Source organism: Ignavibacteriales bacterium (assembly GCA_016214905.1).
Lineage (GTDB): Bacteria > Bacteroidota > Ignavibacteria > UBA10030 > SZUA-254 > PNNN01.
Map to the genome: position 1 here is coordinate 689,559 of JACRMQ010000007.1, position 26,280 is coordinate 715,838.

The 26,280-nt window shown below is 39.6% G+C and carries 27 protein-coding genes, 1 tRNA gene and 1 pseudogene; 24 read left to right on the forward strand and 5 right to left on the reverse strand.

The genetic code is table 11. The features are described from left to right. Positions 1-269: 269 nt before the first annotated feature. The 17 genes and pseudogenes from HZB59_10095 to HZB59_10175 all read left to right on the forward strand — a co-directional run bounded on the left by HZB59_10095 (position 270) and on the right by HZB59_10175 (position 14,629). Positions 270-500, forward strand: a complete 231-nt coding sequence (locus tag HZB59_10095; GenBank protein ID MBI5021779.1) for a hypothetical protein — start codon at positions 270-272, stop codon at positions 498-500. A 227-nt stretch (positions 501-727) separates the two neighbouring features. Then, positions 728-1,672: a sigma 54-interacting transcriptional regulator gene (locus HZB59_10100; GenBank protein ID MBI5021780.1), complete on the forward strand. Its 945-nt coding sequence runs from the start codon at positions 728-730 to the stop codon at positions 1,670-1,672. 302 nt (positions 1,673-1,974) lie between these two features. Further along, complete coding sequence (locus HZB59_10105) at positions 1,975-2,877, forward strand: site-specific integrase (GenBank protein ID MBI5021781.1); 903 nt, start codon at positions 1,975-1,977, stop codon at positions 2,875-2,877. 49 nt (positions 2,878-2,926) lie between these two features. Further along, a complete protein-coding gene (locus HZB59_10110) occupies positions 2,927-3,256 on the forward strand; it encodes a hypothetical protein (GenBank protein MBI5021782.1) in 330 nt (109 codons plus the stop codon). 121 nt (positions 3,257-3,377) lie between these two features. Beyond that, positions 3,378-4,250: a hypothetical protein gene (locus tag HZB59_10115; GenBank protein ID MBI5021783.1), complete on the forward strand. Its 873-nt coding sequence runs from the start codon at positions 3,378-3,380 to the stop codon at positions 4,248-4,250. Between the two features lie 281 nt (positions 4,251-4,531). Next, positions 4,532-5,170, forward strand: a complete 639-nt coding sequence (locus HZB59_10120) for a hypothetical protein (protein MBI5021784.1) — start codon at positions 4,532-4,534, stop codon at positions 5,168-5,170. Beyond that, positions 5,167-5,547, forward strand: coding sequence for a T9SS type A sorting domain-containing protein (locus tag HZB59_10125; protein MBI5021785.1), 381 nt, complete (start codon positions 5,167-5,169; stop codon positions 5,545-5,547). The genes HZB59_10120 and HZB59_10125 overlap by 4 nt, the downstream gene beginning before the upstream one ends. Before the next feature lie 8 nt (positions 5,548-5,555). Beyond that, a complete protein-coding gene (locus HZB59_10130; protein ID MBI5021786.1) occupies positions 5,556-6,986 on the forward strand; it encodes a hypothetical protein in 1,431 nt (476 codons plus the stop codon). A 1-nt stretch (position 6,987) separates the two neighbouring features. Next, entirely contained in the window at positions 6,988-8,043 is a 1,056-nt protein-coding gene (locus tag HZB59_10135) for a DUF4373 domain-containing protein (GenBank protein MBI5021787.1), read from the forward strand. A gap of 101 nt (positions 8,044-8,144) precedes the next feature. Further along, a complete protein-coding gene (locus HZB59_10140) occupies positions 8,145-8,684 on the forward strand; it encodes a hypothetical protein (GenBank protein ID MBI5021788.1) in 540 nt (179 codons plus the stop codon). A 239-nt stretch (positions 8,685-8,923) separates the two neighbouring features. After that, the gene (locus HZB59_10145) at positions 8,924-9,169 is read left to right on the forward strand and encodes a hypothetical protein (protein ID MBI5021789.1); all 246 of its coding nucleotides are present in this window, start codon (positions 8,924-8,926) and stop codon (positions 9,167-9,169) included. After that, complete coding sequence (locus HZB59_10150) at positions 9,166-10,818, forward strand: metal-dependent hydrolase (GenBank protein ID MBI5021790.1); 1,653 nt, start codon at positions 9,166-9,168, stop codon at positions 10,816-10,818. Before HZB59_10145 ends, HZB59_10150 begins: the two co-directional genes overlap by 4 nt. Then, positions 10,815-11,618: an AAA family ATPase gene (locus HZB59_10155; GenBank protein MBI5021791.1), complete on the forward strand. Its 804-nt coding sequence runs from the start codon at positions 10,815-10,817 to the stop codon at positions 11,616-11,618. The genes HZB59_10150 and HZB59_10155 overlap by 4 nt, the downstream gene beginning before the upstream one ends. Before the next feature lie 3 nt (positions 11,619-11,621). Continuing rightward, complete coding sequence (locus tag HZB59_10160) at positions 11,622-12,638, forward strand: ATP-binding protein (GenBank protein ID MBI5021792.1); 1,017 nt, start codon at positions 11,622-11,624, stop codon at positions 12,636-12,638. 14 nt (positions 12,639-12,652) lie between these two features. Then, entirely contained in the window at positions 12,653-12,826 is a 174-nt protein-coding gene (locus HZB59_10165; GenBank protein ID MBI5021793.1) for a hypothetical protein, read from the forward strand. Positions 12,827-12,895: 69 nt separating this feature from the next. Beyond that, positions 12,896-13,330 (forward strand): annotated as a pseudogene (locus tag HZB59_10170) (recombinase family protein). Positions 13,331-13,741: 411 nt separating this feature from the next. Then, positions 13,742-14,629, forward strand: coding sequence for a recombinase zinc beta ribbon domain-containing protein (locus HZB59_10175; protein MBI5021794.1), 888 nt, complete (start codon positions 13,742-13,744; stop codon positions 14,627-14,629). Here the strand turns inward: HZB59_10175 and HZB59_10180 are convergent. Next, a tRNA-Met gene (locus HZB59_10180) sits at positions 14,589-14,661 on the reverse strand. The two genes, HZB59_10175 and HZB59_10180, sit on opposite strands and share 41 nt — an antisense overlap. A gap of 56 nt (positions 14,662-14,717) precedes the next feature. Next, complete coding sequence (locus tag HZB59_10185; protein MBI5021795.1) at positions 14,718-15,701, reverse strand: NAD-dependent epimerase/dehydratase family protein; 984 nt, start codon at positions 15,699-15,701, stop codon at positions 14,718-14,720. Between the two features lie 125 nt (positions 15,702-15,826). On the opposite strand from HZB59_10185, the gene HZB59_10190 reads away from it, so the two are divergent. From HZB59_10190 to HZB59_10210, 5 genes are all read left to right on the forward strand, one after another. Then, positions 15,827-17,062, forward strand: a complete 1,236-nt coding sequence (locus tag HZB59_10190; protein ID MBI5021796.1) for a pyridoxal phosphate-dependent aminotransferase family protein — start codon at positions 15,827-15,829, stop codon at positions 17,060-17,062. 15 nt (positions 17,063-17,077) lie between these two features. Next, the gene (locus HZB59_10195) at positions 17,078-18,196 is read left to right on the forward strand and encodes a hypothetical protein (GenBank protein MBI5021797.1); all 1,119 of its coding nucleotides are present in this window, start codon (positions 17,078-17,080) and stop codon (positions 18,194-18,196) included. Positions 18,197-18,210: 14 nt separating this feature from the next. Then, complete coding sequence (locus tag HZB59_10200) at positions 18,211-19,128, forward strand: branched-chain amino acid transaminase (protein MBI5021798.1); 918 nt, start codon at positions 18,211-18,213, stop codon at positions 19,126-19,128. A gap of 95 nt (positions 19,129-19,223) precedes the next feature. Next, complete coding sequence (locus HZB59_10205; protein ID MBI5021799.1) at positions 19,224-19,736, forward strand: universal stress protein; 513 nt, start codon at positions 19,224-19,226, stop codon at positions 19,734-19,736. Positions 19,737-19,921: 185 nt separating this feature from the next. Beyond that, positions 19,922-20,287, forward strand: coding sequence for a hypothetical protein (locus tag HZB59_10210; GenBank protein MBI5021800.1), 366 nt, complete (start codon positions 19,922-19,924; stop codon positions 20,285-20,287). Positions 20,288-20,726: 439 nt separating this feature from the next. On the opposite strand, the gene HZB59_10215 is transcribed toward HZB59_10210, so the two are convergent. Next, a complete protein-coding gene (locus HZB59_10215) occupies positions 20,727-22,661 on the reverse strand; it encodes a 2-oxoisovalerate dehydrogenase (GenBank protein MBI5021801.1) in 1,935 nt (644 codons plus the stop codon). A 243-nt stretch (positions 22,662-22,904) separates the two neighbouring features. Between HZB59_10215 and HZB59_10220 the strand changes: the two genes are divergently transcribed. Beyond that, on the forward strand, positions 22,905-23,702 hold the full coding sequence (locus HZB59_10220) for a TIGR00282 family metallophosphoesterase (protein ID MBI5021802.1): 798 nt from the start codon (positions 22,905-22,907) through the stop codon (positions 23,700-23,702). 71 nt (positions 23,703-23,773) lie between these two features. Then, complete coding sequence (locus tag HZB59_10225; protein MBI5021803.1) at positions 23,774-24,664, forward strand: bifunctional 5,10-methylene-tetrahydrofolate dehydrogenase/5,10-methylene-tetrahydrofolate cyclohydrolase; 891 nt, start codon at positions 23,774-23,776, stop codon at positions 24,662-24,664. Positions 24,665-24,671: 7 nt separating this feature from the next. Here HZB59_10225 and phoU read toward each other — a convergent pair whose 3' ends face one another. Beyond that, a complete protein-coding gene (gene phoU / locus HZB59_10230) occupies positions 24,672-25,352 on the reverse strand; it encodes a phosphate signaling complex protein PhoU (GenBank protein MBI5021804.1) in 681 nt (226 codons plus the stop codon). A 165-nt stretch (positions 25,353-25,517) separates the two neighbouring features. Beyond that, positions 25,518-26,279 carry a phosphate ABC transporter ATP-binding protein gene (locus HZB59_10235; GenBank protein ID MBI5021805.1) on the reverse strand — a complete coding sequence of 254 codons (762 nt, stop codon included), beginning with the start codon at positions 26,277-26,279 and terminating at the stop codon, positions 25,518-25,520. Position 26,280: the final 1 nt, after the last annotated feature.

Consider the following 26,280-nt stretch of genomic DNA (forward strand, 5'->3'; position numbering starts at 1 on the left):
CAATAGCTTCGACTTTTATATAGCCGAAACTATATAATTAACAAATCCGCGTAATTTCTGATTACACATAAAGAGCCAATTAACGAAGAACTGTATTCATTGTTATTCAATGACTATGTTAGTATATTTTATTTATTGCAAATAACTATTTAATTCAAAGAGTCCAATAGACCTTCGAGTCACAGAGACCTAACCGCGCTTTTCGGATCGCATTTCCGATGAGCGGGTTCAGGTCTTTTTATTTTCTATTTATATTAGAAAGGTACTCGATGGATCCATTGAAAGATTATAAACGTACTCGCCTTCCATTTAACAAGCTGCTGAATATATCTCCCGATACAAAAGAGGTACTGCTAAATAACTATGGCAATGTGCGAGCGATACTCGACGATGGTATTGTTATCATCCAAACAAAAAAGCTAAAAGGTCAGCAAAGAGAACTTATTCAAATCGATACAAATGTTCAACCACCTACACTCAAGTTTATAATTGAGGATTGAAGAAAGAATATTAATCTCTGTGTGATCGATTGAATAATTGAAGCACGAGTAGATGTAGATAAGGATAAATATCAATTTCTAATATTTATACAATCAAAGCAACTCGATTTCATTGACGGTGATCGAGACTCTGGGAAAAAATACTCAAGCCCGCAGTAATATCAATTTAATTGGTGCAGTAAGAAGAAGAGAACTAAGGAAAACCTCTATCTTCGCGGGTAGGAGTTGTGCTCGAAGAATTCATCGGAGGCAGTCACGCAATCTGTAAATTGCGAAAATCGCTTCCTACATTTTCAAATGACGTAACACCTTTAGTGATTATAGGTGAGGCGGGAGTAGGCAAACATCTGTTTGCATCGCATATCCATGCTTATTCCCCGAGATCCAACTTAGAACAAATTTCACTCAACTTTTCTCTTCTTTCCGATCGTGATCAACGAATAGCACTTTTCGGTTGCGGACCTCCCGAACTCTCATCAACACGAAAAAGTGTTCTTGAACACCCCACCACGGTAATACTCAAACATATAGATAAAGCTAATCATTTTATTCAGAATCAACTTGCTACCTCAATGGCAGCTAACCTTGTTACTCGTCCAGGATTGAATGAATCATTCCGAATTACTGCTCGTCTTATATTCACCTTCCAAAAACCAATTCCAATCTTATTAAAGAAAAATCAAATCTCATTACAGTTAGCAGAGATTATCCAACCTTTCAAATCCATTTCTATCCCGCCTCTTCAAGAACGTCAAGAAGATATCATATTGCTCGCAAAGTACTATCACCTAAAATATCGTTATCAATATCCCCGATCCACAATTCGCTGTTTAACTTCAGATAATAAGATTGATCCCGATCTTTTACATTTGATAACCACTCATCGCTGGAAGGAAAATGTTCGTGATCTCACTGCATACCTTCGCTCAATTATTGTCTTCCCTTATGATGAAGAGCTTAACCATCCTGAGAAACTTGAGGTTATGAAAATGTTGACAATGATCGATGCTGGAAATGAATTTTCATTACCGGAGTTTCTTTCTAAGATCGAGCGAGGTTTTGTCGAAAGAGCCATCAATAAATATCAAGGGAAAATGACAAAAGTTGCCCAAAAGTTAGGGTTAACCGAAGGAGCAATTCGAAAGAAACACAAGCCAAACAGATCAATTTGATTAGCTGATATGGATTGACTTTTCATAGAAACCATCATGTTTTCGAGGAATTACCTTTATGAACGGTTTCTACATTTTTTTGAATAACAATGATTTTCGTTTGTTTTACGGGAAGAATTTTTGAAATAATCGTACAAAAATCCTGCTTGTCTCACCGTCATTCTCTTTGTTAATTACTACCGAAAAATTAAGTGCTGCTGTATAACTAACTTTTTTAAAAGTGCTGTTATAGCATAACACGAATTTATAAAACTGCTGTTATGGTCATTTTAGTAGCTATATAGAAAAAATATTTTGGAGAAATGTCAGTGATAAATGAATCAAATCAATCGTTGGATGATCAAATCAAACTCCCCCTGCTTGCTGAATTCATAGAGAAGCTAAGGTTAAAGAAACATACTCAGGGGACATTGCAGGCGTACCAATCTGACTTAATTAAATTTTCACATTACCTTTCCGGAATAGATATCGGTTCAAGCGAAGAAAGTGCTTTGAATGTCACTCCCCAGCATATCGAATCGTACATCCAAAAATTTATTCAAACTGGCTCTAAATTCTCAACGATACGAAGGACTTTAATAGTTATCAAAACGTACTTCGATTACCTACTCGGAAAAAAGGTCGTTATCTCGAATCCGGCTGCTTCCATCAAGTTTTTTCCTGTGTATAACGATATCCTTGATGAAGAAAAAATTCTTTCTATGCTTCAGTATCTCATCGCTCACCAGCAAACCGATAACCAATCCCTTTTGATTCGCTACAAACGAGATGAGCTCATCCTGATGTTCATGCTGCTCTATGGTGTCAGGCAATACCATATTCCGATATTGAGATTGTCTTCAATTCAGCAGAACGGTCAGTCGGTAATCATCAATGTCAATGACAATTTTAGTTTCAAGCTGAGCGGTGCCATGCTTCTCCAGCTTCATGACTATCTTTCATCTCGGAATACAAATGCTGATAGAATATTCCACGATCCGTTAAGCGGGAAACCGATATCAATTTCTTGCAATAGAATTCTATTGCAGGAACTAAACTACGCTTTGCATCTTGATTGCACTCCGCTGGTACTTCATCATACACACCTCTATCTGAAAAATAGACATGGTTTGATGAATGAACTTCTACAAAAAATCAGTTATCTGCATTCGCAAGCCACGGATCATTCAAAATATTTGATTCAAGGGGTATCGACTTATGCGTAATGCGTTTCCGATATCCCTATTTTTCATTCTGAGCTTTGTGCAATGCAATATGCCAAATGTTACAGACGATCCGGCTCTTGTGAGTAATCTCCGTTTTTCACCAAGCGCGTTCGACTCATTCAGAAGAAATACAGAGCTGAAATACACTCTAAAAAATCCATCTGAAGTTAGCATTTATATCATGAAGAAAGACTCTTTGCAAAATGACGTACTTGTCAAAACTCTTGTTGAGAATGCCGTCGAAACGAAAGGCACTCATTCAACTACCTGGCTTGGTGAAACTAATCAACGATACTTTGCTCCGGTCGGTATCTATTTCGGCGTCCTCAAAATCGGTTCACGCCGCTTTGAAACATCAGTCCAAGTCTTTCACTTTTAAATAATCATGAACAAAAGAAGCATAACTAATAAAAATCAATAATTAACAATTAATCATTAACTATTCACAATTCACAACTCATAATTCATCCTTTATCCTTCATAATTATAAAGAGGTTCTTATGTGCACACACTATTTTTCCCGAAGCATGAATCGCCGACTTGCCTCTGCAACAAGTCCGGTTCTCCTTCTAATTTTCCTCGTGCTCGGTGCAATTCTCTGGATTGCCGGTTGCAACAAAGATACACCGATCGCAGTTACGACAAAACCACCATTGGAAGTCCAATCTGGAACAACCGGCGAAGAATTTCTCATCAGTGTTCTCGATGAAATCGATAACATTACTGAGTACGTTCTGCGAAACGGAAATACATCTCAGCAAAAGATGACACTGAATGAGCTAAGTTCGGCTCTGCCAACCAAACAACGTAAAATGGTGGTATCATCCACGACAATCGACACCACTTATATTTATGGTGAAGTCACTAAGGATGGATATTGTGCCGTAGTCACTGAAAAGCACGCCTATCCCAAGGGCATACTCCTTATCACAGTCCGTAAAACCTATGGTAAACCACCAATTGCGATTGTTTCGGAAACGAAAAAGTTCATTTCCGAACAGGATTTTCTAAATGATACGACTCAACAGTCAACAATCTCCGAAGTTTACGGTCTCTCAATCGATACGATCGTCACTCATGTCCAGAGAAATGGTGTAGTGGAGACATACACTTTCCGTTTACCCGTTATTACAAGCATTCTTAATCCGCAAGACGGAACCGTCCGGGTTACAAAACGTTACGGAGGTTCAGGCGCGGTTTATTCTGAAGTGAGAGACGGTTACAATAACCTGATTCAGGTACGGATCACTAGTTGCGGTCCGGAAGGGGAAGTCATCACATATACAGAATATCCCGATGCATCATGGCGGAATGTCAAAGTGTTCGGACAATCTGACGGCTCAATCCTCCGGGAAATTACCTCCGGTCCATAATAGGAGTAGAGTGTGATTCCCCGGAGGGGATTCCCTCGGAACGTAATCGCACCATCTCCCGGCTCGAATATCTCCCCCTTCTCTTCAAGGCTTGTCCTGAGCTAAGTCGAAGGGGGGAGATTACAGAGGGGGTCAAAAAAACTATGATAAAAAGACATACATACAATCTCTCTTCTCCGACAAGGCTTGTCCTGAGCGATCCCGCTAGAAGAGCGGGAGAGTCGAAGGAGGGAGATTATAACTTGTCCCGCACGAATGTGCGGGAGTAGGGGTCATAAAACGTGAAACAAAAAATAATATCAATTCTATTTCTTTTACTTGAATTATCTAGTGCTGGTTATGCTCAATCATCAGCCATAATAAGCGCGGTTGATTCTCTTGATATGAAATTACTTGAAATCGAAATCTCCAAAGCGGACCTTCAAGTTCGCCAAACAAATTTCTGGCATCGGATTGTTCCACAAATACATGTCTCAGCAAGTCTCGGCATGAAGGATATAATCTTTGTTAATCCAACGAACTTTGTTCCCTATATCCTGCCCAAAGATGCATACCGGTTATCAATTAGTATTTCCATTAATGAAATTCTCGACTTCGATAAGCACACAAACGTTGAGCTCGAATTGGAACAACTTCATACGCGTTATAATCGGTTAAAGAAACAACAAAGCAATGAACGATCTATTTTAATTCTACAATCAATTGAACTTGATTCACTCTGTGCGATGGCAAAAGATGAGCTGAAGCTGAAGGAAGATATTCTCAAGTTCAAGACCTTATGCTTTCAACAGGGGAAAATTGAATTCGATGAATTTCTCAAATCGCAGTTGGATCTTTTGAGCGTTAGAAAATCACTAATCGGGATCAATAAACAAAGAAAAGAACTCTCTTGGATACTATATGGAGGAAATATCAAATGAAATATTGTTTACCGTTTGTCTTATTCATTCTTTTTAATTCAAACATCATTGGTGGAACCGTCCCCCGGCATTGTCCCATCCACCACACATCGGGAAGGGGGAGTGATTCGCTAAACAATGAATCAGTCACTCTTACCCTCCCGACTCCTTTATACCGGAATGATCAAATCTCACTCACTCTTGAATGCGATACTTATATCGAGCTTCGTCTTTATAATATTCTTGGTCAACTTGTTACGGTATTCGCAGATGGAAATTATTCGACTGGAATATATCATTTCTATCTAAGTGATGGAGATTATTCTTCTGGTGTCTATTTTCTTGCTTTAAAGACCATGGATGCAAGAGATATAAAGAAAATCATTTATCTCAGGTAATATTCGAAATGATAAACGGTGCCGAAGAAATAATCGGTGGTGTTCCGGGGCAACATCTTGATCCGATGCTTCTTGCGCAATCTCAAACCAAAGAGTCTATCGGTTTCATTATGATTTCATATTCTCTGGATCAGGATTCCGTGCAGAATCGAAAATTCTATGATCTTCTTTTTCTTAAAGGACCAACAATTTACGAGTGTGCGCGTCTCAATCAGGATCTACGATTCAAGCTAAACATCGATACTGCACTTCAAACATTTAAAGAGAAACGTGAAGGAAATAATACTCAAGTCTATTTGTATCGTGCACCGGAAGAAATAATTCACCGCTTTCGCTCAACATTTTATTACGAACCCTGTCTGAAGGTGCATATCGAAGCGCTAACAAAAAAACAGATTATCGGCTTGTTAAAAACTAGTCGCTGTCAGCAAGGAATCATTGAATGTAACGAGTTCACACGGCCTAAACCCGATATTCATCTCGTAGAAATACATTCATCGGATGAGTTATTAAATTTTCAGCCAACACTCAAACATGGCAGATTGTTGCTATATGATATTGAGAAGAATAAGGAAATTATTCGAGAGCGATATAGCACCTCTCATGTAGTCCCGAATGTTATTGATGTAACGCCGAATGCCATTCGGCGTGTCGAAAATCTAACGCCTATTTCTCTCACCAAACCGGTTCAGCAAATTCATCATCCTGCTGTTCAAATCCAAATGATTAATCAGGCAAGTTCACAAGAGTGCGAATTGCCATCGGATGATCAGCATACAATTGAAGCGGATGAATTCACAAAGTTCATTCAACAGATTCTCAATTCTCCTATGTCCAAAGACGAAAAGAACGAGGATAAGAAAGCAATTCCAAAAGACTATTTCATTAGTTTAGATAAAACGGAAAATAAAGTTCGACCTGTACAATCCAACGAAGCAACTATTCCCAAACCTTCTTTACCAAATAAAAAACAGGCCAGAAAAAAGATCAAAGTTCCAACACTCAATAAACATAATCAATCATCACCATTTATATCTCATCCTTCATCCACCGGTGATTCATCATCCGTCACCCTTCACCCTGCATCTTTTCAATCATCTGAATATGTTCACTTATTCGAGGTATTGTTTCGCTCATTCCGACAGCAGGTCTTTGAATGTTTTGGCTCCAAATGTGAAGAGGTTATTTCACAAGCAGAACATAAAGTAAGATTCCTTGTACCTGAATTTGATTGTCATGCTTTAAAAGATGAAACGGTTCTGACCCTCTTGGACTTGATTGAGGAGATTATTAAGCAATCATCATTATTCAAGCGCTCAAAACTTCGTCAAGCTGCTGTAACGTTGGTTTCTGATCTCTACAATAAACAGTATGAACTTCTCGAGAAGCATAATGGCATCGATGCGATAGAACAAACTTATTATCGACTCAGGAAGTGATATGAAATGGTTCCATCACGAATGCGCTGCTCGACACGATCCCAAGCTTCAGGTTCTCGGTTCAACCTACGGAGCGGAAGGGATCGGTATCTATTGGGGATTACTTGAAGATATCGGTCAGCATTCGGATACATTTCATCTCAAACTCACCGGAATTTCTCCCGAAATCGATCAAAAGTTTTCCAACACCGCATCTGGTTCCCAATTTCTATTGAGGAATCCTCAGAGCATACCTCGTCTCCCTCTCAAGATTCTTTCAAAAAACTTATTCACATCACCCAAAAAGTTAAAGAATGTTATTGAACTTTGTGTTGAGGTCGGATTGTTCGATTCCGATAAGTGGCTGAATTATAATCTATTGTATAGTCCCTCGTTCGAACAACGTGCGGATGATTATACAAGGCGTGTACAGAGACAAGCAAACAATATCCGAACAGAGCTTGGACAAACTACAGCTGAAGTTCGAAGCATACCTGTCCTGAGCAGAGTCGAAGGATCCGAAGATTCTCAGAATAATATCCGAACTAAGTCTGACAAAGTTCTCCCAGAAACAGATACAGAACAGAAAAAGAATATATGCAATACATCTGCTGTGAATAATTTATCAACAGATGAGTCATTCTTAATCGAATTATCGGATGAACTCTTCGATCAGTATTGTTTGAAATTTCATTCAGCGCTTCAATTGTGGAATCGTCAGCATGGAAGTACCATCGATTGGAATCCTAAATTGAAGGAGCTAAAAAAACTTTTTTCCGGTGGTGAGTATCAACATAAACTCGATATGTGTTTTCATGCCTACAAGATACTCGGAAATAAAATCAATTATCCGGAACTCGTGATGCGGGCACTGCATCTTTTCTTGGAGAAGTATGAAAAATCAAAGATTGATAATCCATTTGGTTGGTTATGGACATGTTTACACGGCAATGGCAACGGAAAAACACCATGGGTTCAACTTATGACAGCTGAGGAAGAACAAAGTTTAACTATCTCCCCATTATCAAGGGGGAGATTAATGCCTGTCCCGAACGAACGTGCGGGAAGGGGGTCATAATCGAAGTATGGTATTAAATTCTTAGGAGTTTATATGATGTGTAGAAACAGATCAAATAAAGTCGAATTAACTTGTACTGAGCGAACGGAGTGAGTCAAAGTATGTTTTCAAATAATTTTGCAACAGAAATAGCAGCCGACATTATTGAAAAACTTAAAGATGATTGCGAAAAAATTCAGATTGTCGGTTCACTTAGGAGAGGAAAGCTCTCGGTAAATGACCTTGATATAATTGCCATTCCCAAGTTCAGAGAAATAAAAGATGATACTCTCTTTGGTGAACCGGTGAAAGAAAATCTTCTCGATCGCAAACTTTCAGAGCTTTGCCTCGATGCGTACCTTATCCTTGAAGCAAATGGGAGTAAGATAAAACGATTCTTCCGTCCAATTCAAAAAGTGAATGTACCGATTGATCTCTACATCGCAACAGAAACAACATGGTGGAATTTGCTTTTGATTCGAACCGGAAGCCGTGAACACAATATTAAACTCGCTTCTCGGGCTCTCGAGCTCCACATGCAACTCAAGGCAGATGGAAGCGGATTACTGACACCCGGTGGGAACATCATTAAAATCCACAGCGAAGAAGAAATCTTTCAACATTTAAAATTACCATTTCGATTACCAGAAGAAAGGGAGTAGAACAATGACACTCAAAGAATTACAACCTTGTACTCACATAAAGCGTAGCGACCGCATTATTGAATTTGAGAAGCGTATGAAGCGGTACAATGCCTTGTGTCCGCTTTGTGCAAAACCAATGGTGTGGGAAAACTGGACAAAACTCCACGAACCGCTCCGTGCAAAGTGTAACGATTGTGGTCTTACTTTGCCAAGCACAGAAATCAGTCTAGAAATCAAAACAGGAAAGGAGATCAACCATGAATCGTCAATACATCATTCGACAAATTCTTTATAACTGGACTCGCACACTTCAAATTGAAGAACAGAGTGGAGAATCATTTATTACTTCAGAAGATATTGATCGGTTGAACGATGAATTAATATCAATCGTAGAACCTCCTCGCATAAGCTTACTTGTGAATAGCGTTCTGGAACGCATTCGTAATCTTAAAGCTCGAATAACTGGAATAAAAATCTCTGCTAATTTATTTCATCCGTTATGATTGCTCCAACACATATAACGTTCGCAGAATTCATCTATCTTCTTATTCTTACGACAACCGGGATTTCGTTAAGTGCCATTAATTTTGTTACGATCGTTTTTGCCTCGATATTAGCAGATGTCGATACCGCTGCGAGTACCGTTGGCAAAGTTATACCTTTTCTCTCCACGAGAATCGAGAGGAGATTTGGTCATCGTACACTCACTCATTCTGCTTTATTTGTCGTGGCTCTCTCCATTGTAACTCTACCGCTCTTCGCTCTAAGCTCTGATCTCTACATTTGTTTTATCATCGGTTATGCTTCCCATCCTTTGCTCGACACCATGACTGTTACCGGTGTGAAATTATTCTATCCGCTATCTCCGGTGAAGTGCGTATTTCCATTTGAAGTCAATAACCCGCACCGCTACCGTGTGCAAACTGGTGGCAAGATTGATAAAATGCTTGCAATTCTCTTTTTCATTGGCTGTATCCCAACGTTTCTTATAGCTTATCAGGGTTATGAGAGGTTTATCAGAACAACACAAAGAAATATCGAAGCAGCTGTCCGGGATTACAATCAGTTTTCAAAAGATCATCTCGTCTTTGCAAATGTAACTGGTTATACGATGCTAACCAAAGAACCATTGAACGGCCGATTCGAAGTTGTCGGTGCACTGAATCCTCGTACACTTATTTTCAAGGGCACTGATGGATTGCTGCATACGCTGGGGAAAGATTTTCAGGCTGATTATGTCGCAGAGGAAATCGTTTGCGAGAAAGGTACACTTGCTTATTCTAAAGTGAACAATATAGATTTGAGTAATCAACTGCTCTCCCAAATAACATCCTACATCGATACCTCGATTGAAAATTATTTTTTCGGTGATCTCTCCACATCGGATAAGATATCACTCCCGGAAAACATCAAACTCTTCAGCCCTGTTTCCGGTAGCAGTGCTACAATCAAGTTCAACTATGCAACATTCAATGATATCCGTGAATATAATCTCGAATACGTATTCATAACAAAAGGGATCATTACTGTAAAATCGATTATTCGAAAGGGACCAGAAACATATCAGAGTAGTGAAACGCCATCGCATCACGAAAATTATGCCCAGTTTTCTTTGACAATTAATGCTAAGGAGACAATCACATTCCTCAAAGAAAAAGGTGATACAGTCAGAGAGAAAGAAGTAATTGCCAGAAGAGATCTTGCTCAGTTTTTCGAGGAACAAATAAATCTAAATGACGATAAGATTCAAATATTAGTGAACCAGGAATCTGCCTCGCTAATGGATATTAATCAAAAGATATCGGCTGCCGAACAATCGGTCAGAATAGATTCTATTGACCATGGTAATAATCTTGATCTCACTAAAAGCAGTTTTGTTACTAAAGCAGTTCTCGATATTAGCAGATTAAAACTTCAAAAAGATAAACGCATCCTATCTGAACTGATTTCCTCACGAAGCACCATAGTAGAAAAGACATCTCACGAGATTCGTAAGTTACGATTATCGAATCAACAACTGAGAGCAAAGCAAAAGGCAGCCGAGATGCAGGTGGATATCCGATCAACCGCAACCGGAATTCTTGTGGATGTTCGCCAGCATCAACAAAACAATAAACTTCAAATCACATTTATAATTAAGCGAATCCCATGACCTATATTTGCTCAAAATGTGATCGCTCGTTCCCGACATTTCATCTTTCGTGTCCTGATTGCGGCACTTGGAATTCTCTCAAACAGAATGCAAAGCATTTTTCACACGAGGATGCGCATCCGATAGCATTACCTAACATCGATTCTTTTGTTGTGCCCCGGAATAAAACAAGAATTGAACAACTTGATATGTTGCTTGGCGATGGTTTCGTTCCCGGAAGCTGTGTGCTTCTCATTGGCCCACCGGGTGCTGGAAAATCCACTTTAGTTATGCAAATACTCAAAAAGATGAATGTCCCGTCTCTCTATGTTACCGGTGAAGAATCGGTTCAGCAATTAAAGCTCAGGGCAGACCGATTAAGGATTAACTCGAAGTGCGTTTTCCTCCTTTTTGAAACGAATGTTAACAATATCGTTTTACATGTCAATGAAACATCAGCAAAGGTATTGGTTATCGATTCCATTCAAACGATGTATACCGATGTGTCTGATGCTCTACCGGGAAGTTCGACTCAGATTCGTAAGTGTGCTTATATCCTTCGTCGACTTGCGCAACAGCAGAATATAGTTCTCATGATTGTCGGGCAAGTAACAAAGGATAAAAAGGTTGCCGGTCCGAAACTTCTTGAACATGCAGTCGATGTTGTACTATATATAGAAGTGGAGGAAGACAAACATCATCACCGCATTTTGTTCACTACAAAAAATCGGTTTGGCTCGACCGTTCCTCGTTGCCTCCTTTATATGCGAAAAACCGGTTTAGTTTTTTCACGAAGTGATGCCCTCGGCACACAAGATTGAAATATGAACGATCAACAAACAATGGATCTCCGTCAGGATACAACATTCTTTGGAAGGACTGAAGAACTGTATCAGCTCGTAAGAAGTCTTCAACGAGGTCGTCATGCGCTAATTGTCGGCGATAAAGGAATCGGCAAAACCCGACTCATGACGGAAGCAAAATGGATCCTTTCGGGTCGGACGAAAAGGATCGACTTCTCTGCTAACATTATAACCCAGATCAGAGGCCAGCTTGGAGTTCGTATTAATCCAAACCAATACAAGATTCTTTTCATAGAGCATTCCAGCCCGCTCGGTGATTGCATGAAAGAAATGACAGAAAAACTATTTTATAACGGTGATCTTCATATCGATCTTGATGAGGAGCGAGCAGATTGGCAAACAATGAAAAAACACCTTTCTGGTTTTGGTAGTATCAAGCTTCAGTCGATCATCTTCGAAGGTATTTCTCAGTCCGATAAATCATACCTCATTTTCTTCGATGAGCTTGATAGAATATCTCCGAGTCAACAGAAATTCATAGAGACCTTACTCAACATTGCTGTCATTTGTACTGCAGTCGTACAGATGAAAGAGAATTTCCTTTTCAAACGAATCTGGGCATCATTCTCGCGAATCAACTTAGAACCGTTGCCAGAACAAGTAAGCATCCAGCTTATCAATTACTTTCTTCAGAATTATCCTTTACATATTATCGATTCAGAGCTATATCGGCGAGAAATATTGAAAGCTTCTAATGGAAATCCATTCCACATTAAAAATATGCTCTGGCATGGATCAAGGGAAAAGTATGTTGATGCTGAAGAAATTCGAAAACTCAGACAAGTAGATGAAGGACACTATTTCAATATGGGACCGATCTATATCTTTGGAATTGCCATGTTTACCTTATTCAAAATCTTTTCCATCGGTACCGATAATCAGGAATTCTATATTTACTTCTCCGCACTCGGTTTCTTCGCATACTTGGTCTTTCGGGTATTCAGAGCTTTCTTCCTCTTCCGCCCACAGAAATACTAATAGAATTGACTCAAATGGATAGAAGAAAAAAATACGAAGAGGACGTCAAAATCGAGATCATTGAAGAAGAAGAAATGACAGCTAAGGAAGTTGATTTAGCATTAGAACATATGGCCGAAAGGTTGATTGATGATTGGCTGAAGAAGAATAATGTTGGCACTATAACTAAAAGAGAGCAAACAATTTGATTTTTATCGAAATATTATGGAGTTTAATAGAAATGATTGTTTATAAAGCAACAGCTTTAAGGTGATTAAATGAATCTTGCTGTAGGTTATGTTCGCTGTTCTACTGACATGCAAGATGATTCTGTTCCACAACAGAAACGTGCGATTCAGGATTGGGCGGACAAAAACGATTACAAAATAGTTGATTGGTATATTGATGAGGGGAAAAGCGGTACCTCATTTGAGAAACGTCCCGGTTTCATGAAACTTGTACGTGATGTCGAATCATATCCTTTATTTAATTCTGTACTTGTCTATGATGAAAGCAGATGGGGTCGACCGAATAATCCAAGAGAGAATACATATTGGAAGGTTCATTTTGAACGGTATAATGTTCGGGTTAAAGTGATTAATAGTCAATCACGAAATGAAAATGATATCGGCAGCTTTGTAGTTGAAGTAGTTGAAAGTGCCGAGGCAAGTGAATATTCAAAGAAACTTTCACGCGCTACGCTCCGAGGTGCATTTGCAAATACTGAAAGAGGATTTAGTAGTGGTGGTTTTGCTCCATACGGTTACAAGCGTGTAGCTATCGACAAATATACAGGTCATCAGAGAGTATTAGGAGCTATCAGAGATGAAAATGGTAAAGAACGAACCGAGCCATCTAACAAAAAGCAAGAAAAAGTAATCTGGGAATTGGGCGATCCCTTTGAAGTCGAAACCGTGAAGCGGATCTTCGATCTCCGATTAAAGGGTTACGGTTATGTTGCAATTGCAGATATACTCAATGAAGATAGAATTCCTTGTGCAAAGAAAGGTCGCTGGCGTAACAAAGATATGAAATGGAGCGGTGGCACAATACGCTATATTCTGACTAATCGAACTTACGCTGGTGTGAGAATTTATAACCGCCATCCACTAAGTCATCAAAGAATGCCTGTCAAGGCAAAATGGGAAAATGATATAAAAGATTTCGTTATTAAGGAGAACGCTCATCCAGCTATTATATCGAAGGAGATTTTTGAGAAAGCGAATTTGATAGGTGTCGGTAAATGGGCAAAGGGTGCAAAAAACATTGTAAAAAGCGAATATCTTTTAAGTGGACTCATCAAGTGCGGTAAATGCGGTTTCAATTTTCAGGGCTGGACTCATTCATCACATGCTGGTAAAACGAGGATTGGTTATTACGTTGATGGTGGATATGCAAACAAAGGCAAATCGGTGTGCTCGCAGTTCTTGATTAGAAGGGATAAACTTGAAAGTTTTGTTATCAATCATATCAAAAAGTACTTTCTTACACCAAACATTTTCGATAGACTTCATCAAGTTATTGAACGCAAAATCGCTCGTTTGGGATTGAACAAGCAGTCAAGGTTAGAACAGCTCAAAACTCAACGAATAGATCTCGATGGTCGAATTGACAATCTTGTGAGAGTCATAGAAACTGGTGTTGATATTGAGAATCTTGTTAAGCGAATTAAGGTTTTGGAAGAAGAGCGTAAATGTATTGATGAAGAAATAACGAAATGCTCAGAAGCTAATATTAATCGCGGAGATATTCAGGATCTTGCAAGTCAGATTGCAGAAGGTTTGAAGGACTTAGAGATTGATCTTGAAAGCGATAATATATTTGAGAAGAAGCAACTCATCCGGCGGTTCGTACGACAAATAATTGTCGACAGGGTAAACATGAAAGCTGTCTGCTACATAAAGAAAATTCCGACAGTAACCCACAAATTAGCGGATTTATTTGCACCGTCGGAATCTTCGGTCATTATTGTAGCGGGGGCAGGACTTGAACCTGCAGCCTTTGGGTTATGAGCCCAACGAGCTACCAATTGCTCCACCCCGCGATCATTTGCACATCAATATACAAAAATATGGCTGGTAAAGCAAACAATTGATAAAACTACTTCAGCCAACCGTGTTTGCGATACCAATCTACTGTGTCGGTAATTCCTTCTTCAATCGATAACAATTCTCTGAATCCTAATTCACGTTTCGCTTTTTCAACACTGAATATCCACGCATCTTGAACCATATCTTTAGCTTTTTCAAAATTAATAAGCGCAGGTTTGCTGCTGAATAAAGATGTAAATTCAGCAATGGTTGCAATAACATAAATAAATGATTTTGGAATTCGAAGACGAAGAACTTTCTTGTTCATAATTCGGGATGTTAACAGACCAAGTTCTTTCCAGTTATAATATCTCTCACTCGAAATGAAATATGTTTGTCCCGCTGATTGGTAATGCTCGCCGGCGAGGATTATACCATTTACCAAATCTTTAACATGTATCAGACTTACATAAGTATCTTTGAAACCAACCATCGGTTGCAAACCTTTGTTGATCGTGTTAAAAAATTCAAAAACGTCTTTGTCGCGCGGACCGTAGACTGCAGGCGGTCGCACAATCGTTATCGGTATTTTATCCATAAGTCGAAGGCATTCTTTTTCCGCTTCCATCTTACTAATACCATAAGTGGTAATCGGATGAAGCGGGGCATCTTCTTTAATTGGATTTCCATCGATGCTCGGTCCCGTTGCCGTTCCGCTGCTGATCTGAATAAAACGTTTCAAATTTTTATTCGATGTTAAAACTGCTTGCAGTAAATTCCGTGTGGAGATATGATTTCCGTTGAAGTAACCTTCTTTGGTTTTCGATTTTGTGACTCCTGCCGAGTGATATATCTGATCAACACCTGCAACCGCCTTTTTCAATGAATCGATATCTGAGTAATCTCCTTCAACATATTCAATTGGCAGATGATTAATCGATTCATGATTCGAGTTTTTTCGAATCAGGCATCGAATGGTGTGTCCTCGTCGCTGCAGTTCCTCGGTCAGGTGGCTTCCAATGAAACCTGTTGCACCGGTTATTAAAATTTTCATAAAAATAGCATAATGAATGAAATTGAAGATAAATTGCTTTTTAAACGGCAATCAAGTATATTAAAAAAAATTTAGGATAGCAATTTCATTATTCATACCGATTTTATTCAATTCTTTAATATTTTATGAGTCAATCCATTGAAAATCAAATAACCGAAACAAAAGTAACAGTCGATCTATTCCAGAAATGTTTGGATTTCACACGCGCAGATGAGGTGAAAGCCGCTGGTTTTTATCCTTACTTCAGAGCTATAGAAGAAAACGAGGGTCCCGTAGTTCAGATTGAAGGACGAAAAATAATTATGGCCGGCTCGAATAATTATCTGGGCTTAACCGCTCACCCGAAAGTGAAAGAAGCAGCCATAAGGGCTGTCCAGCATTATGGAACCGGATGTTCAGGGTCCAGATATCTTACCGGAACGCTCGATCTTCATTATCAGCTCGAAGCCCGGCTTGCTAAATTCATGAACAAGGAAGCATGCTTGCTGTTCAGTACCGGGTATCAGACGGGGCAGGGAATTATTCCAACGCTTGTTCAAAGGGGTGAGTATGTCATAACCGATAAAGATAATCACGCGAGCATCGTAGCAGGATATATGATGGCAAAAGGATTGTTCGCTGAATTTGTCCGGTACAAACATAACGACATGCAGGATTTAGAGCGTGTAATTTCGCGGCTACCTTTAGAAGCCGGGAAACTGATTGTAACCGATGGTGTATTCAGCACCACCGGAGATATTGCCGATCTTCCCGCGTTGATCGCGGTCGCAAAGAAATTTAATGCGCGTGTTTTAGTAGACGATGCACACTCGATCGGTGTGATAGGAAAGGGCGGACGCGGCACTGCGAGCCATTTTGGATTGGAAAATGAAGTGGATCTTACTTTCGGTACATTCAGCAAGACTTTCGCGTCGCTCGGCGGATTTGTTGTCGGTGATGAAAGAATAATAAATTATCTTAAGCATCATTCGCCCGCACTTATTTTCAGCGCGAGTCCAACTCCCGCCTCAGTCGCATCAGCACTTGCTGCCTTAGAAATTGTTGAACAAGAACCGGAACGAATTATTAATCTTATTAAAAACGCGGATAAGATGCGTAAAGGTTTCAAAGCGTTGGGATTCAAAATCATCGAAGGTCAATCGGCGGTTGTACCCGTTATAGTTGGTGATGATATTCTCGCATTTCGTTTTTGGCGCGAACTGTTTGATAACGGAGTGTTTGTGAATGCTTTCATCAGTCCAGGTGTGCCACCCGGTTTGCAAATGATGCGTACAAGTTACATGGCTACTCACGAAGATCATCATCTCGAAAAGATTTTAGAGGTATTCAAAACGGCCGGTAAAAAACTTGGTATCATTTAATCGGTGAAATAAACTATGGCATCCGTAGAAGTTAAACCGGTATCGACTTCCAAAGATCTAAATCATTTTATCAAGTTTCCATGGAAGATTTACAAGGATGATCCATATTGGGTGGCGCCCCTTCTTATGGATAGGAGGAAACTTGTCGACCGTAAAAATAATCCATTCTACAAACACGCAGATGTTGAATTCTTCCTCGCATATAAAAACAATGAGATTGTTGGAAGAATCGCTGCCATAATCAATCATAATCATAATAAAGAACATAAAGATAAGATAGGTTTCTTCGGTTTCTTTGAAAGCATTAATGACCAACAGGTGGCAGACGTGCTCATTCGAACATCGAAAGAATGGCTCAAAGCACGCGGTATGACCGGGATGCGGGGACCTGCTAATCCATCCGTCAACGATGAGTATGGTATGCTAATAGATGGCTTCGATAAACAACCGGTCATATTGATGCCGTATAACCCGCCTTACTATAATTCATTGATTGAAAAAGCAGGCGTTCCGAAAATCAAAGATCTTTACGCGTATCATGTTTCTAAAGAACGGTCGCTCAACGAACGGCTAACCAACATTGCGAGCAGGGTTGCACAGCGAGAAGGATTGAAGTTCAGATCCATCGACATGAAAAATTTCGATAAAGAAGTTGATGCCATTAAACAGCTATATAATAGAGCGTGGCAATATAACTGGGGAGCAGTGCAGATGACGAACGAAGAGTTCGATTATCTCGCGAAAGATCTTAAACAAATTATTGTACCGGAGCTTGTTATCATTGCTGAATTCAACGGTGAACCGATTGGATTTTCTTTGTCGATACCCGATTTGAATATCGCTCTTAAGCATAACAAAAATGGTTATCTGTTGCCGGGAATATTCCGGCTCTTCTGGCATAAAAAGAAAATCAACTGGGTGAGAGTTCTTGTGCTTGGAGTTGTGCCTGAACGATTGAAAACCGGCGCAGCCAGCGTTTTGTTCTACGAAACCGCTAAGCGTTGCACCGAAAATGGTTATCCCGATGGAGAAGCGGGCTGGGTGCTTGAAGATAATACAATGATGAACCGCGCCGCGGAATTTTTAAATGCGGAGCGGTCAAAAACATACCGACTATATGAAACATCTCTCTAACTAAAAGTGAAGTTATGCCTGTAAAACCCGTTGAAAAAATCTGGATGAATGGAAAACTCGTAAACTGGAACGATGCTACGATTCATGTTTTATCTCATGTGATTCATTACGGCTCAAGCTGGTTCGAAGGCATCAGGTGTTACAACACGAAAAAAGGTTCGGCAATTTTCCGTCTCGATAAACATCTTGAAAGATTATTCGATTCGGCAAAAATGTACTATACCGAAATTCGTTATTCCATTAAAGATTTAGAAAAAGGATGTATTGATACAGTTCATGCCAACAAAATGAAGGCGTGTTATATTCGTCCGGTTGTTTATAGAGGTTATGGCGATGTCGGTGTCTATCCGCTGAATAATCCGGTTGATGTGGCGATTGCAGTTTGGGAATGGGCTACATATTTGGGAGCAGACGCGCTTGAAAACGGCATTGATGTTTGCGTTTCATCGTGGAAACGCCCCGCGCCGAACACTCTTCCCACAATGGCGAAGACTGGTTCCAATTATGCAAATTCACAATTAATAAAAGTTGAAGCGTTAAAAATGGGATTCGTGGAAGGAATCGCGCTTGATGCGAACGGTTATGTGAGTGAAGGCAGCGGTGAAAATATTTTCATTGTAAAAGATAATGTTGTTTATACTCCCCCTTTGTCATCCGGAATTTTACCCGGCATCACGCGGTCAAGCGTGATTACAATGCTTGGTGAAAATGGGTTTGATATAAGAGAAGTTCAGGTGCCAAGAGAGCTTTTATCAATTGCCGATGAAATATTCTTCACAGGCACTGCGGCAGAAATAACACCCGTGCGTTCTGTTAATCATATTAAGATCGGAACCGGAAAACCGGGACCGATTACGATGAAAATGCAGGAATTGTTTTTCGATATTATCCAGAACGGAAACGATAAACACGGCTGGTTGAAATTTATATAAGGAGAATTCAAATTGTTAAAAGACAATCATAACCCCTGAATCATTCGATTGGTTTAGGGTTTTTTATTTGTTGAATTTGTAACAGGAGAAATTTTATGAAACTCAAAAACAAATCGAAGAAAGAAAAACCGGTTCAGAAAAAACAGTTCATCACAAGCGGCACATTGAGTATCCGTAAAATTCTTGTGCCGATAGATTTTTCAGAGCATTCTAAAAACGCTCTCCAATATGCAATCTCTTTCGCAAAGCAATACAACGCTGGTTTGGTGCTTGTATATGTTGTAGAGCCGACGATTTATCCGGCAGATTTCAGCTTCGGACAGGTTGCCGTGCCGAGCATGGAAAAAGAGCTGCGCGAACGCGGCGAGATTGAGTTGAAACAACTTGCCGAAAAGATGGTAGCCGGAATACTTCCCGCGAAAACATTCGTGCGTACGGGCAAACCATTCCTTGAAATAATAAATGCAGCGACTGAAGAAGAAGTGGATATGATCATCATTGCCACGCACGGACATACCGGTGTTGAGCATATCTTATTCGGCGGAACTGCAGAGAAAGTTGTCCGCAAAGCGCCATGCCCGGTGCTGGTTGTAAGACCGGTGGAATGATTTGCGTTGAAAAATAAAAAGGTTGGGATTGTAAGACCATTTTTCATTACAGCACTGATATCAAAGAAGATTTTAAAAAATAAATGTAAATTATGCATTGGAGTTGGAAGTGTTTGGTAATAATGTTTGTTCTGACAATAGTACTTATTACTATAATAATGGGGATAAGGTTTTCATGTAATAAAATGCTTGAGAATAGTTACCATGAAATTGGGAGATTATCGTCACCTGATTCTTTACATGATGTTATTATTTTTAAAGATACAACAAGTACAGAGCCGCGATTAGTGAGATTGTACATCTCAAAAACAGGAAGTTCATTTAAAAATTTTGATGCAGTGACACTTTTAGCAGATCATCTATATGGATTATCAATAATTTGGAGGAATCCAAAACTATTAGAAATTCATTATAGAAAAGCACGGATATTCAAATTTTATAACATATGGGGAAGCGATTTACTATTAAATAATGGACATCCCATGCTTAATACAATTGAGATCAAATTGATAAAAGATGGGGATGAAAAGTTAGATGTTTTACGGGACTAATGCAGGCATAAAAAGAAGTAGTAAGCTTTAGCGCTACTCTCAATATTTTATCTTCCTGAACAAAAACCGCGCGTTCAAGTATTCTTGCAAATTACACAGATGAATTCTATTGTGGATGGTAAAATGATTTTGGTGATGTAAAGTTAGGAAGGTTCACTCCAGCTCGACCACTTATCGAGGTTGTCTAAAAAGGTTCTCTCGATACTCCATAATGAAACTATGAACTCGAGAACCAACATGTTTAGCCGGTTTTCGAGTGTTCTTCGACGACAAGTCGAAGAATGTAACGAGAAAACAAACTTATTGGTCAGCCACAAAAACATTGGAACCACAGATTAAACATGGCGATACTTTTCCCCTTGTGAAGGGGGAAATACAAAAGGGGTCAAAATAACAGCCGCATTTTTTCCTCTTGATAAGGGAGTAACTCGCAAGCGAATTAAAAAGCGGCAAGCTTAAGCGCCGCATTCAGAATATCATCTTCCTGAACAAGTACTGCCCGTTCAAGAATTCTTGAAAACGGTACCGGTGAATTTTTAGAGGCAACCCGCATAACCGGCGCGTCTAAATATTGAAATGCTTGTTCCGATACTATCGATACGATCTCGCCACCGAAGCCGCCGAACAATTGATGTTCATGCACCACAAGCAGCCGTCCCGTCTTCTTTACTGATCGCAATATCGAATCAACATCGAGGGGATTTATGGAACGGAGATCAATAACTTCAGCATCAATTTTATGTTCGGTCTCTAACTTCCTTGCAACTCGCAGCGAAAAATGAAGCGGAGTTCCCCACGATACAATTGTTAAATCATTGCCGGTTTTTCTAATACGGGCTTTACCGAAAGGTGTCAGATGATTTTCGCTTGGTCGCTGAGTTTTTGTGAAGAACTGGTTGTACAGAAATTTGTTTTCGATGTAAATTGTTACACCACGACTGCGCATTGCGGATCTCATCAAACCAACGGCATCATCTGCGAACGATGGCATAACAATTCTTAAACCCGGAATAGTCGCGAATGTTCCATCAAGACTTTGCGAGTGATATAATCCGCCGCCGATATAACCGCCGGATGCAAGCCGTATAACTATGTTTGGAGTAAATTTTCCGTTTGTTCTGTAATAATCGTGTGCGCATTCTATTAATTGCTCCATCGCGGGCCAGAAGTAGTCGGCAAATTGTGCTCCTTCAATCACCACGCAAATATCATCGCGGTAACGACAAAATCCGTTTGCGGTTCCGACAATAAAATCTTCTGCAATCGGTGCATTGAATATTCTTTCGTTGCCGAATTCCTGAAGCATCCCTTTGGTTACATTGAAAACGCCACCTTTATCTTTCGATGCAACATCCTGTCCCCATAAAAACGTATTCTTATTTCGTCTGAATTCTTCTTTCAGTGTTTCGTTGATCGCTTCTCTTAAAGTAATCGATGGAACGTTGGGGTTAGGATGAATAGAATCGGGATCTTCCGTTATGTTTTCTATAGAAGATGGAATTACAAAGCTTGTCGCTGTTTCCGGATCGGTATCTGGTTCATTCTCAACTTTTGTTCCGGCATCTTCCACTTTTTTTAAATTTTCATTTTCAATCGATGACAATTCTTCGTCAGAAAATAATTTTTTAACGATCAAATATTTACGGAATCTCTTCACCGGGTCAAATCGCTGCGCGTTTGCGATTTCTTCTGGTGATCTGTATAGTTCCTGCTTGTCGGAATTGCTGTGAGAATTCATTCTAACACAATCGGCGTGAAGAATTGCGGGACCTTTCCCGTTCTTTACATATTCAATCGCCTCCTGTGTGCCTTTCCATGAATCGAAAACATTTGTTCCGTCAATATTTACTATCTTAACGTTTTTAAATCCGACAAAATTTTCTGAAACGATTATGTTAGCGGCTTGATCTTTATTAGGGACTGAAATTCCATATTTATTATTTTGAATGACAAATATAACCGGCAGCATCTCTCTCGCGGCTCCGCTTATGGCTTCGTAAACATAACCTTCCGACACCGAAGAATCACCAAAGCTTGCAAATGTAATTTCATCTCCTTTGTATCTCTTTATTGCCCGTGCGACACCAACTGCATGAAGTGCGTGGTTGCCTGTTGCAGATGAAACATTTTGAATTCTGATTTCGGGCTTTGCAAAATGATTGCTCATATGTCTTCCGCCGCTCGCAACATCACTCGGTTTCGATAATCCGTTTTCAATTATTTCCTCAATGGATAAGCCCGCGGCGAGTGATGTCATGAGATCGCGGTAATATGGAAACAGAAAATCTTTTCCCTGCCGAAACGATAAGCCAAGTGCGAGTTGAATTCCTTCGTGTCCCGCGCATGAGGAATGGTACGACCAACCTTTAGCCATCCGAACATAGGTTGCAGCTTTTAAATCTAATGCCCGGCCGAGATGAATCAACGCGTACCATTGTTTAAGTTTGTTTTTCTGAATCTTTATTTGAACATCTTTCAAAGGTTCAAGTTCAATATTTTTTATTTCTGTGTTTAAAGTAGTATTCACAATTATATTCAAATTTGATAATACATAACAATTTTATAGCTCCAAGATATAACAATTTTTTGTTAAGACAAATTTCATTATATTCTTGCCATGAATCAGAAAACAATAAATATCTTATTTATCGGCGATATAATCGGAAAACCGGGTTTAGAAATCACCGAAACACTTCTCAAAAATTATATTCAAAAATACAACGCCGATATATGTATTGCAAACGGTGAAAATCTTGTTGAAGGAAAAGGAATTGATGAAAAATCTGCCGAAAAGGTTTTCTCACTTGGAGTTAATGTCATAACCGGCGGTAACCATCTTTGGGATAATTGGAATGCACGGAAACTTCTCTCAGGCAACCGTAATGTTCTCCGTCCCTTAAACTATCCTTCCGAAAATCCTGGAAACGGTTTCGTAATTTACGATCTTGGTGAAAAGGGGAAAGTGGGTGTTCTCAACTTACAGGGACGTGTTTATATGCAGCCGATAGATTGTCCTTTTAAAAAAGGAGATTGGGCGGTTGAAAAAATCAGGGAGCAAACAAAAGTGATTTTTGTTGATTTCCACGCGGAAGCCACAGCGGAGAAAATGGCACTCGGCTGGTATTTAGACGGGCGGGTGAGCGCGGTAATTGGAACGCATACCCATGTGCAGACATCTGATGCCAGAATATTACCGCAGGGCACAGCATATATAACTGATACAGGTATGACAGGTCCTTACGATTCGATAATAGGAATGAAAAAAGAAATTGGATTGAAGCGGTTTATCCTTCAAACAACTTTTAAATACGAAGTTGCTGCTTTTGATGTGAGATTATGCGGCGTGTTTGTACAGGTAGATGCGGAGACAGGCAAAGCGATAAAGATGGAAAGATTCTGCTTTCCGGAATTTTGAATCGATATGAGATATTCGATGTGCGATATGAGTTCTGATACTGCAATCAGTAATTTTCGGAGATTTGGATTGTGTCGGCAGTGATTATTGACGGTAAGAAAATTGCGGAGGATATCAGGCATGAAATTAAACTCGAAACTGAAAAACTTAAAATCGAGAAAGGAATCATTCCGGGTTTAGCTTTTATTTTAGTCGGGGAAAATCCTTCATCTCAATCATATGTTAAGATGAAAGGGAAGGGATGTGATGAGATGGGATTTTACTCCATCACCGAAAAATTACCCACCGATGTTTCCGAAGAAAATGTTCTACAGCTTATCAACCAATTTAATCACGACCCGAAAATTCATGGAATATTAGTTCAGCTTCCGCTGCCGAAGCATATCAGCGAAGAAAAAATAGTTGCCGCTATCGATTATAGAAAAGATGTCGATGGCTTTCATCCTTTAAATTTAGGCCGCTTGATGATCGGACTGCCGTGTTTTAAACCATGTACACCGGCGGGCATTCAGGAATTGCTCATCAGGAGCGGAACCGATCCGGCAGGAAAGCATGTGGTTGTGGTTGGACGAAGCAATATTGTAGGCAAGCCTGTTGCAAATATTTTCCTTCAAAAACAAATAGGTGCAAATGCTGTTGTAACAATCACCCACACAGGTGCAAAAGACATTTCTTTATTTACAAAGCAGGCAGATATCTTGATTGCGGCAATCGGGAAAGCCGAATCAATAACCGGAGATATGGTGAAACGGGGAGCGGTTATTATTGATGTTGGAATAAATCGAATTGAAGATAATTCAGTTAAATCCGGTTACCGCATTGTGGGCGATGTTCATTTTGAATCAGCAGCAAAAGTTGCCGGTGCAATTACACCTGTTCCGGGAGGAGTAGGACCAATGACGATAGCGATGGTCTTAAGAAACACACTCTTTTCTGCTCAGAATAAAATCTATAAATTGTAACAAGATATTATTGCTTGTTTTTTGAATTACCTTTTTCATCAGCGTGATGTTTCACTATTTTTGCCTGTGCAATAAATATCACTTCTTCGGCAATGTTTGTAGCAAGATCGGCAATTCGTTCTAAATTCCTGCTTACACGGATCAAATGCATTCCCGCTTCTATTGATCGTTGATTGTTCTTCATACGTTCAATCACGCGGGTGAAAATATCTTTGTTGAAATTATCTATTGTGTCATCCATCTCCAAAACAACCATTCCTAATTTTGTGTCGGAATGAATAAAACTATCTAAAGCGTTGTGGAGCATTTGTTCCGCAATCTCTGCCATCTTCGGTAGATAGATGTACGAATCCTTTTCACACTTTGCCAACGAAAAAACCGATTCCGCAATATTCACGGCATGATCGCCTATGCGTTCAAGATCGTTATTGATTTTCAATGCCGAAAGAATCATCCGAAGATCGACTGCAACCGGTTGTTGAAGTGCCAGAATGTCTACTATAGAATTATCAATCTCGATTTCGAGAGAATTAATTCTTTCCTCACCGTCGATTACCCGTTGTGCAATGTTTGTATCGTCGTTAAGAAGCGCCTGCAGTGAATCGTGCACCGCTTTCTCTGCCAGACTGCCCATCTTGATTAAATTGATTTTAAGACCGTCGAGTTCTTGTTCAAAATGTCGTTGCATAATCTCTTTCAATAAAAAGTATTGCTAGTTATTCCCAAAGTCGGAAAATCTTCTTTCAATTATTTCCATCCATTTAGGAAAATTCTTCATGGTAAAATATGTTAAGGCAAGTGCCGATATCGTGATGATAACATTTATAATGAGCATAACTTTTGTTCCTTGTTTTTATCCGAATCTGCCTGTGATATAATCTTCGGTCTGTTTTTGTTTTGGTGTCGTGAAAATCTTTTTCGTCTCGTCATATTCAATTAAACTGCCTATGTAAAAGAAAGCGGTGTAATCGCTCACGCGTGCGGCTTGCTGCATGTTGTGTGTAACAATGACGATTGTATAGTTCTCTTTCAACTCGTAAATAAGTTCTTCAATTTTTGCAGTAGCAATCGGATCCAGTGCGCTCGCAGGTTCATCCATCAAAAGAACGTCAGGATTAACTGCTAATGCACGTGCGATGCAAAGCCGTTGCTGCTGACCGCCGGAAAGCGCAAGTCCGCTTTTTTTCAGATCGTCTTTGACTTCATTCCATAGCGCCGAACGTTGTAAACTCTGTTCTACAATTTCATCGAGAACTTTTTTATCGTGCAATCCATTAATTCGGGGACCATACGCTACGTTATCGTAAATAGATTTTGGGAATGGATTAGATTTTTGGAAAATCATTCCAACCTTTTTCCTTAACTCAACAACATCAATGCCGTTATGGTATATATCGGTTCCGTCAATTAAAACCGAACCATCTATTTTTGCGTTATCAATAAGGTCGTTCATCCGGTTAAGAGAGCGGAGGAAAGTGGATTTACCGCAACCCGATGGACCGATCAACGCGGTAACACGGTTTACCGAAATATCGAGCGAGATATTCTTTAGCGCGTGTTTTTCTCCGTAATGGAGATTGAGATTCTTTGTTATAATTTTTGTTTCAGTCGTCATA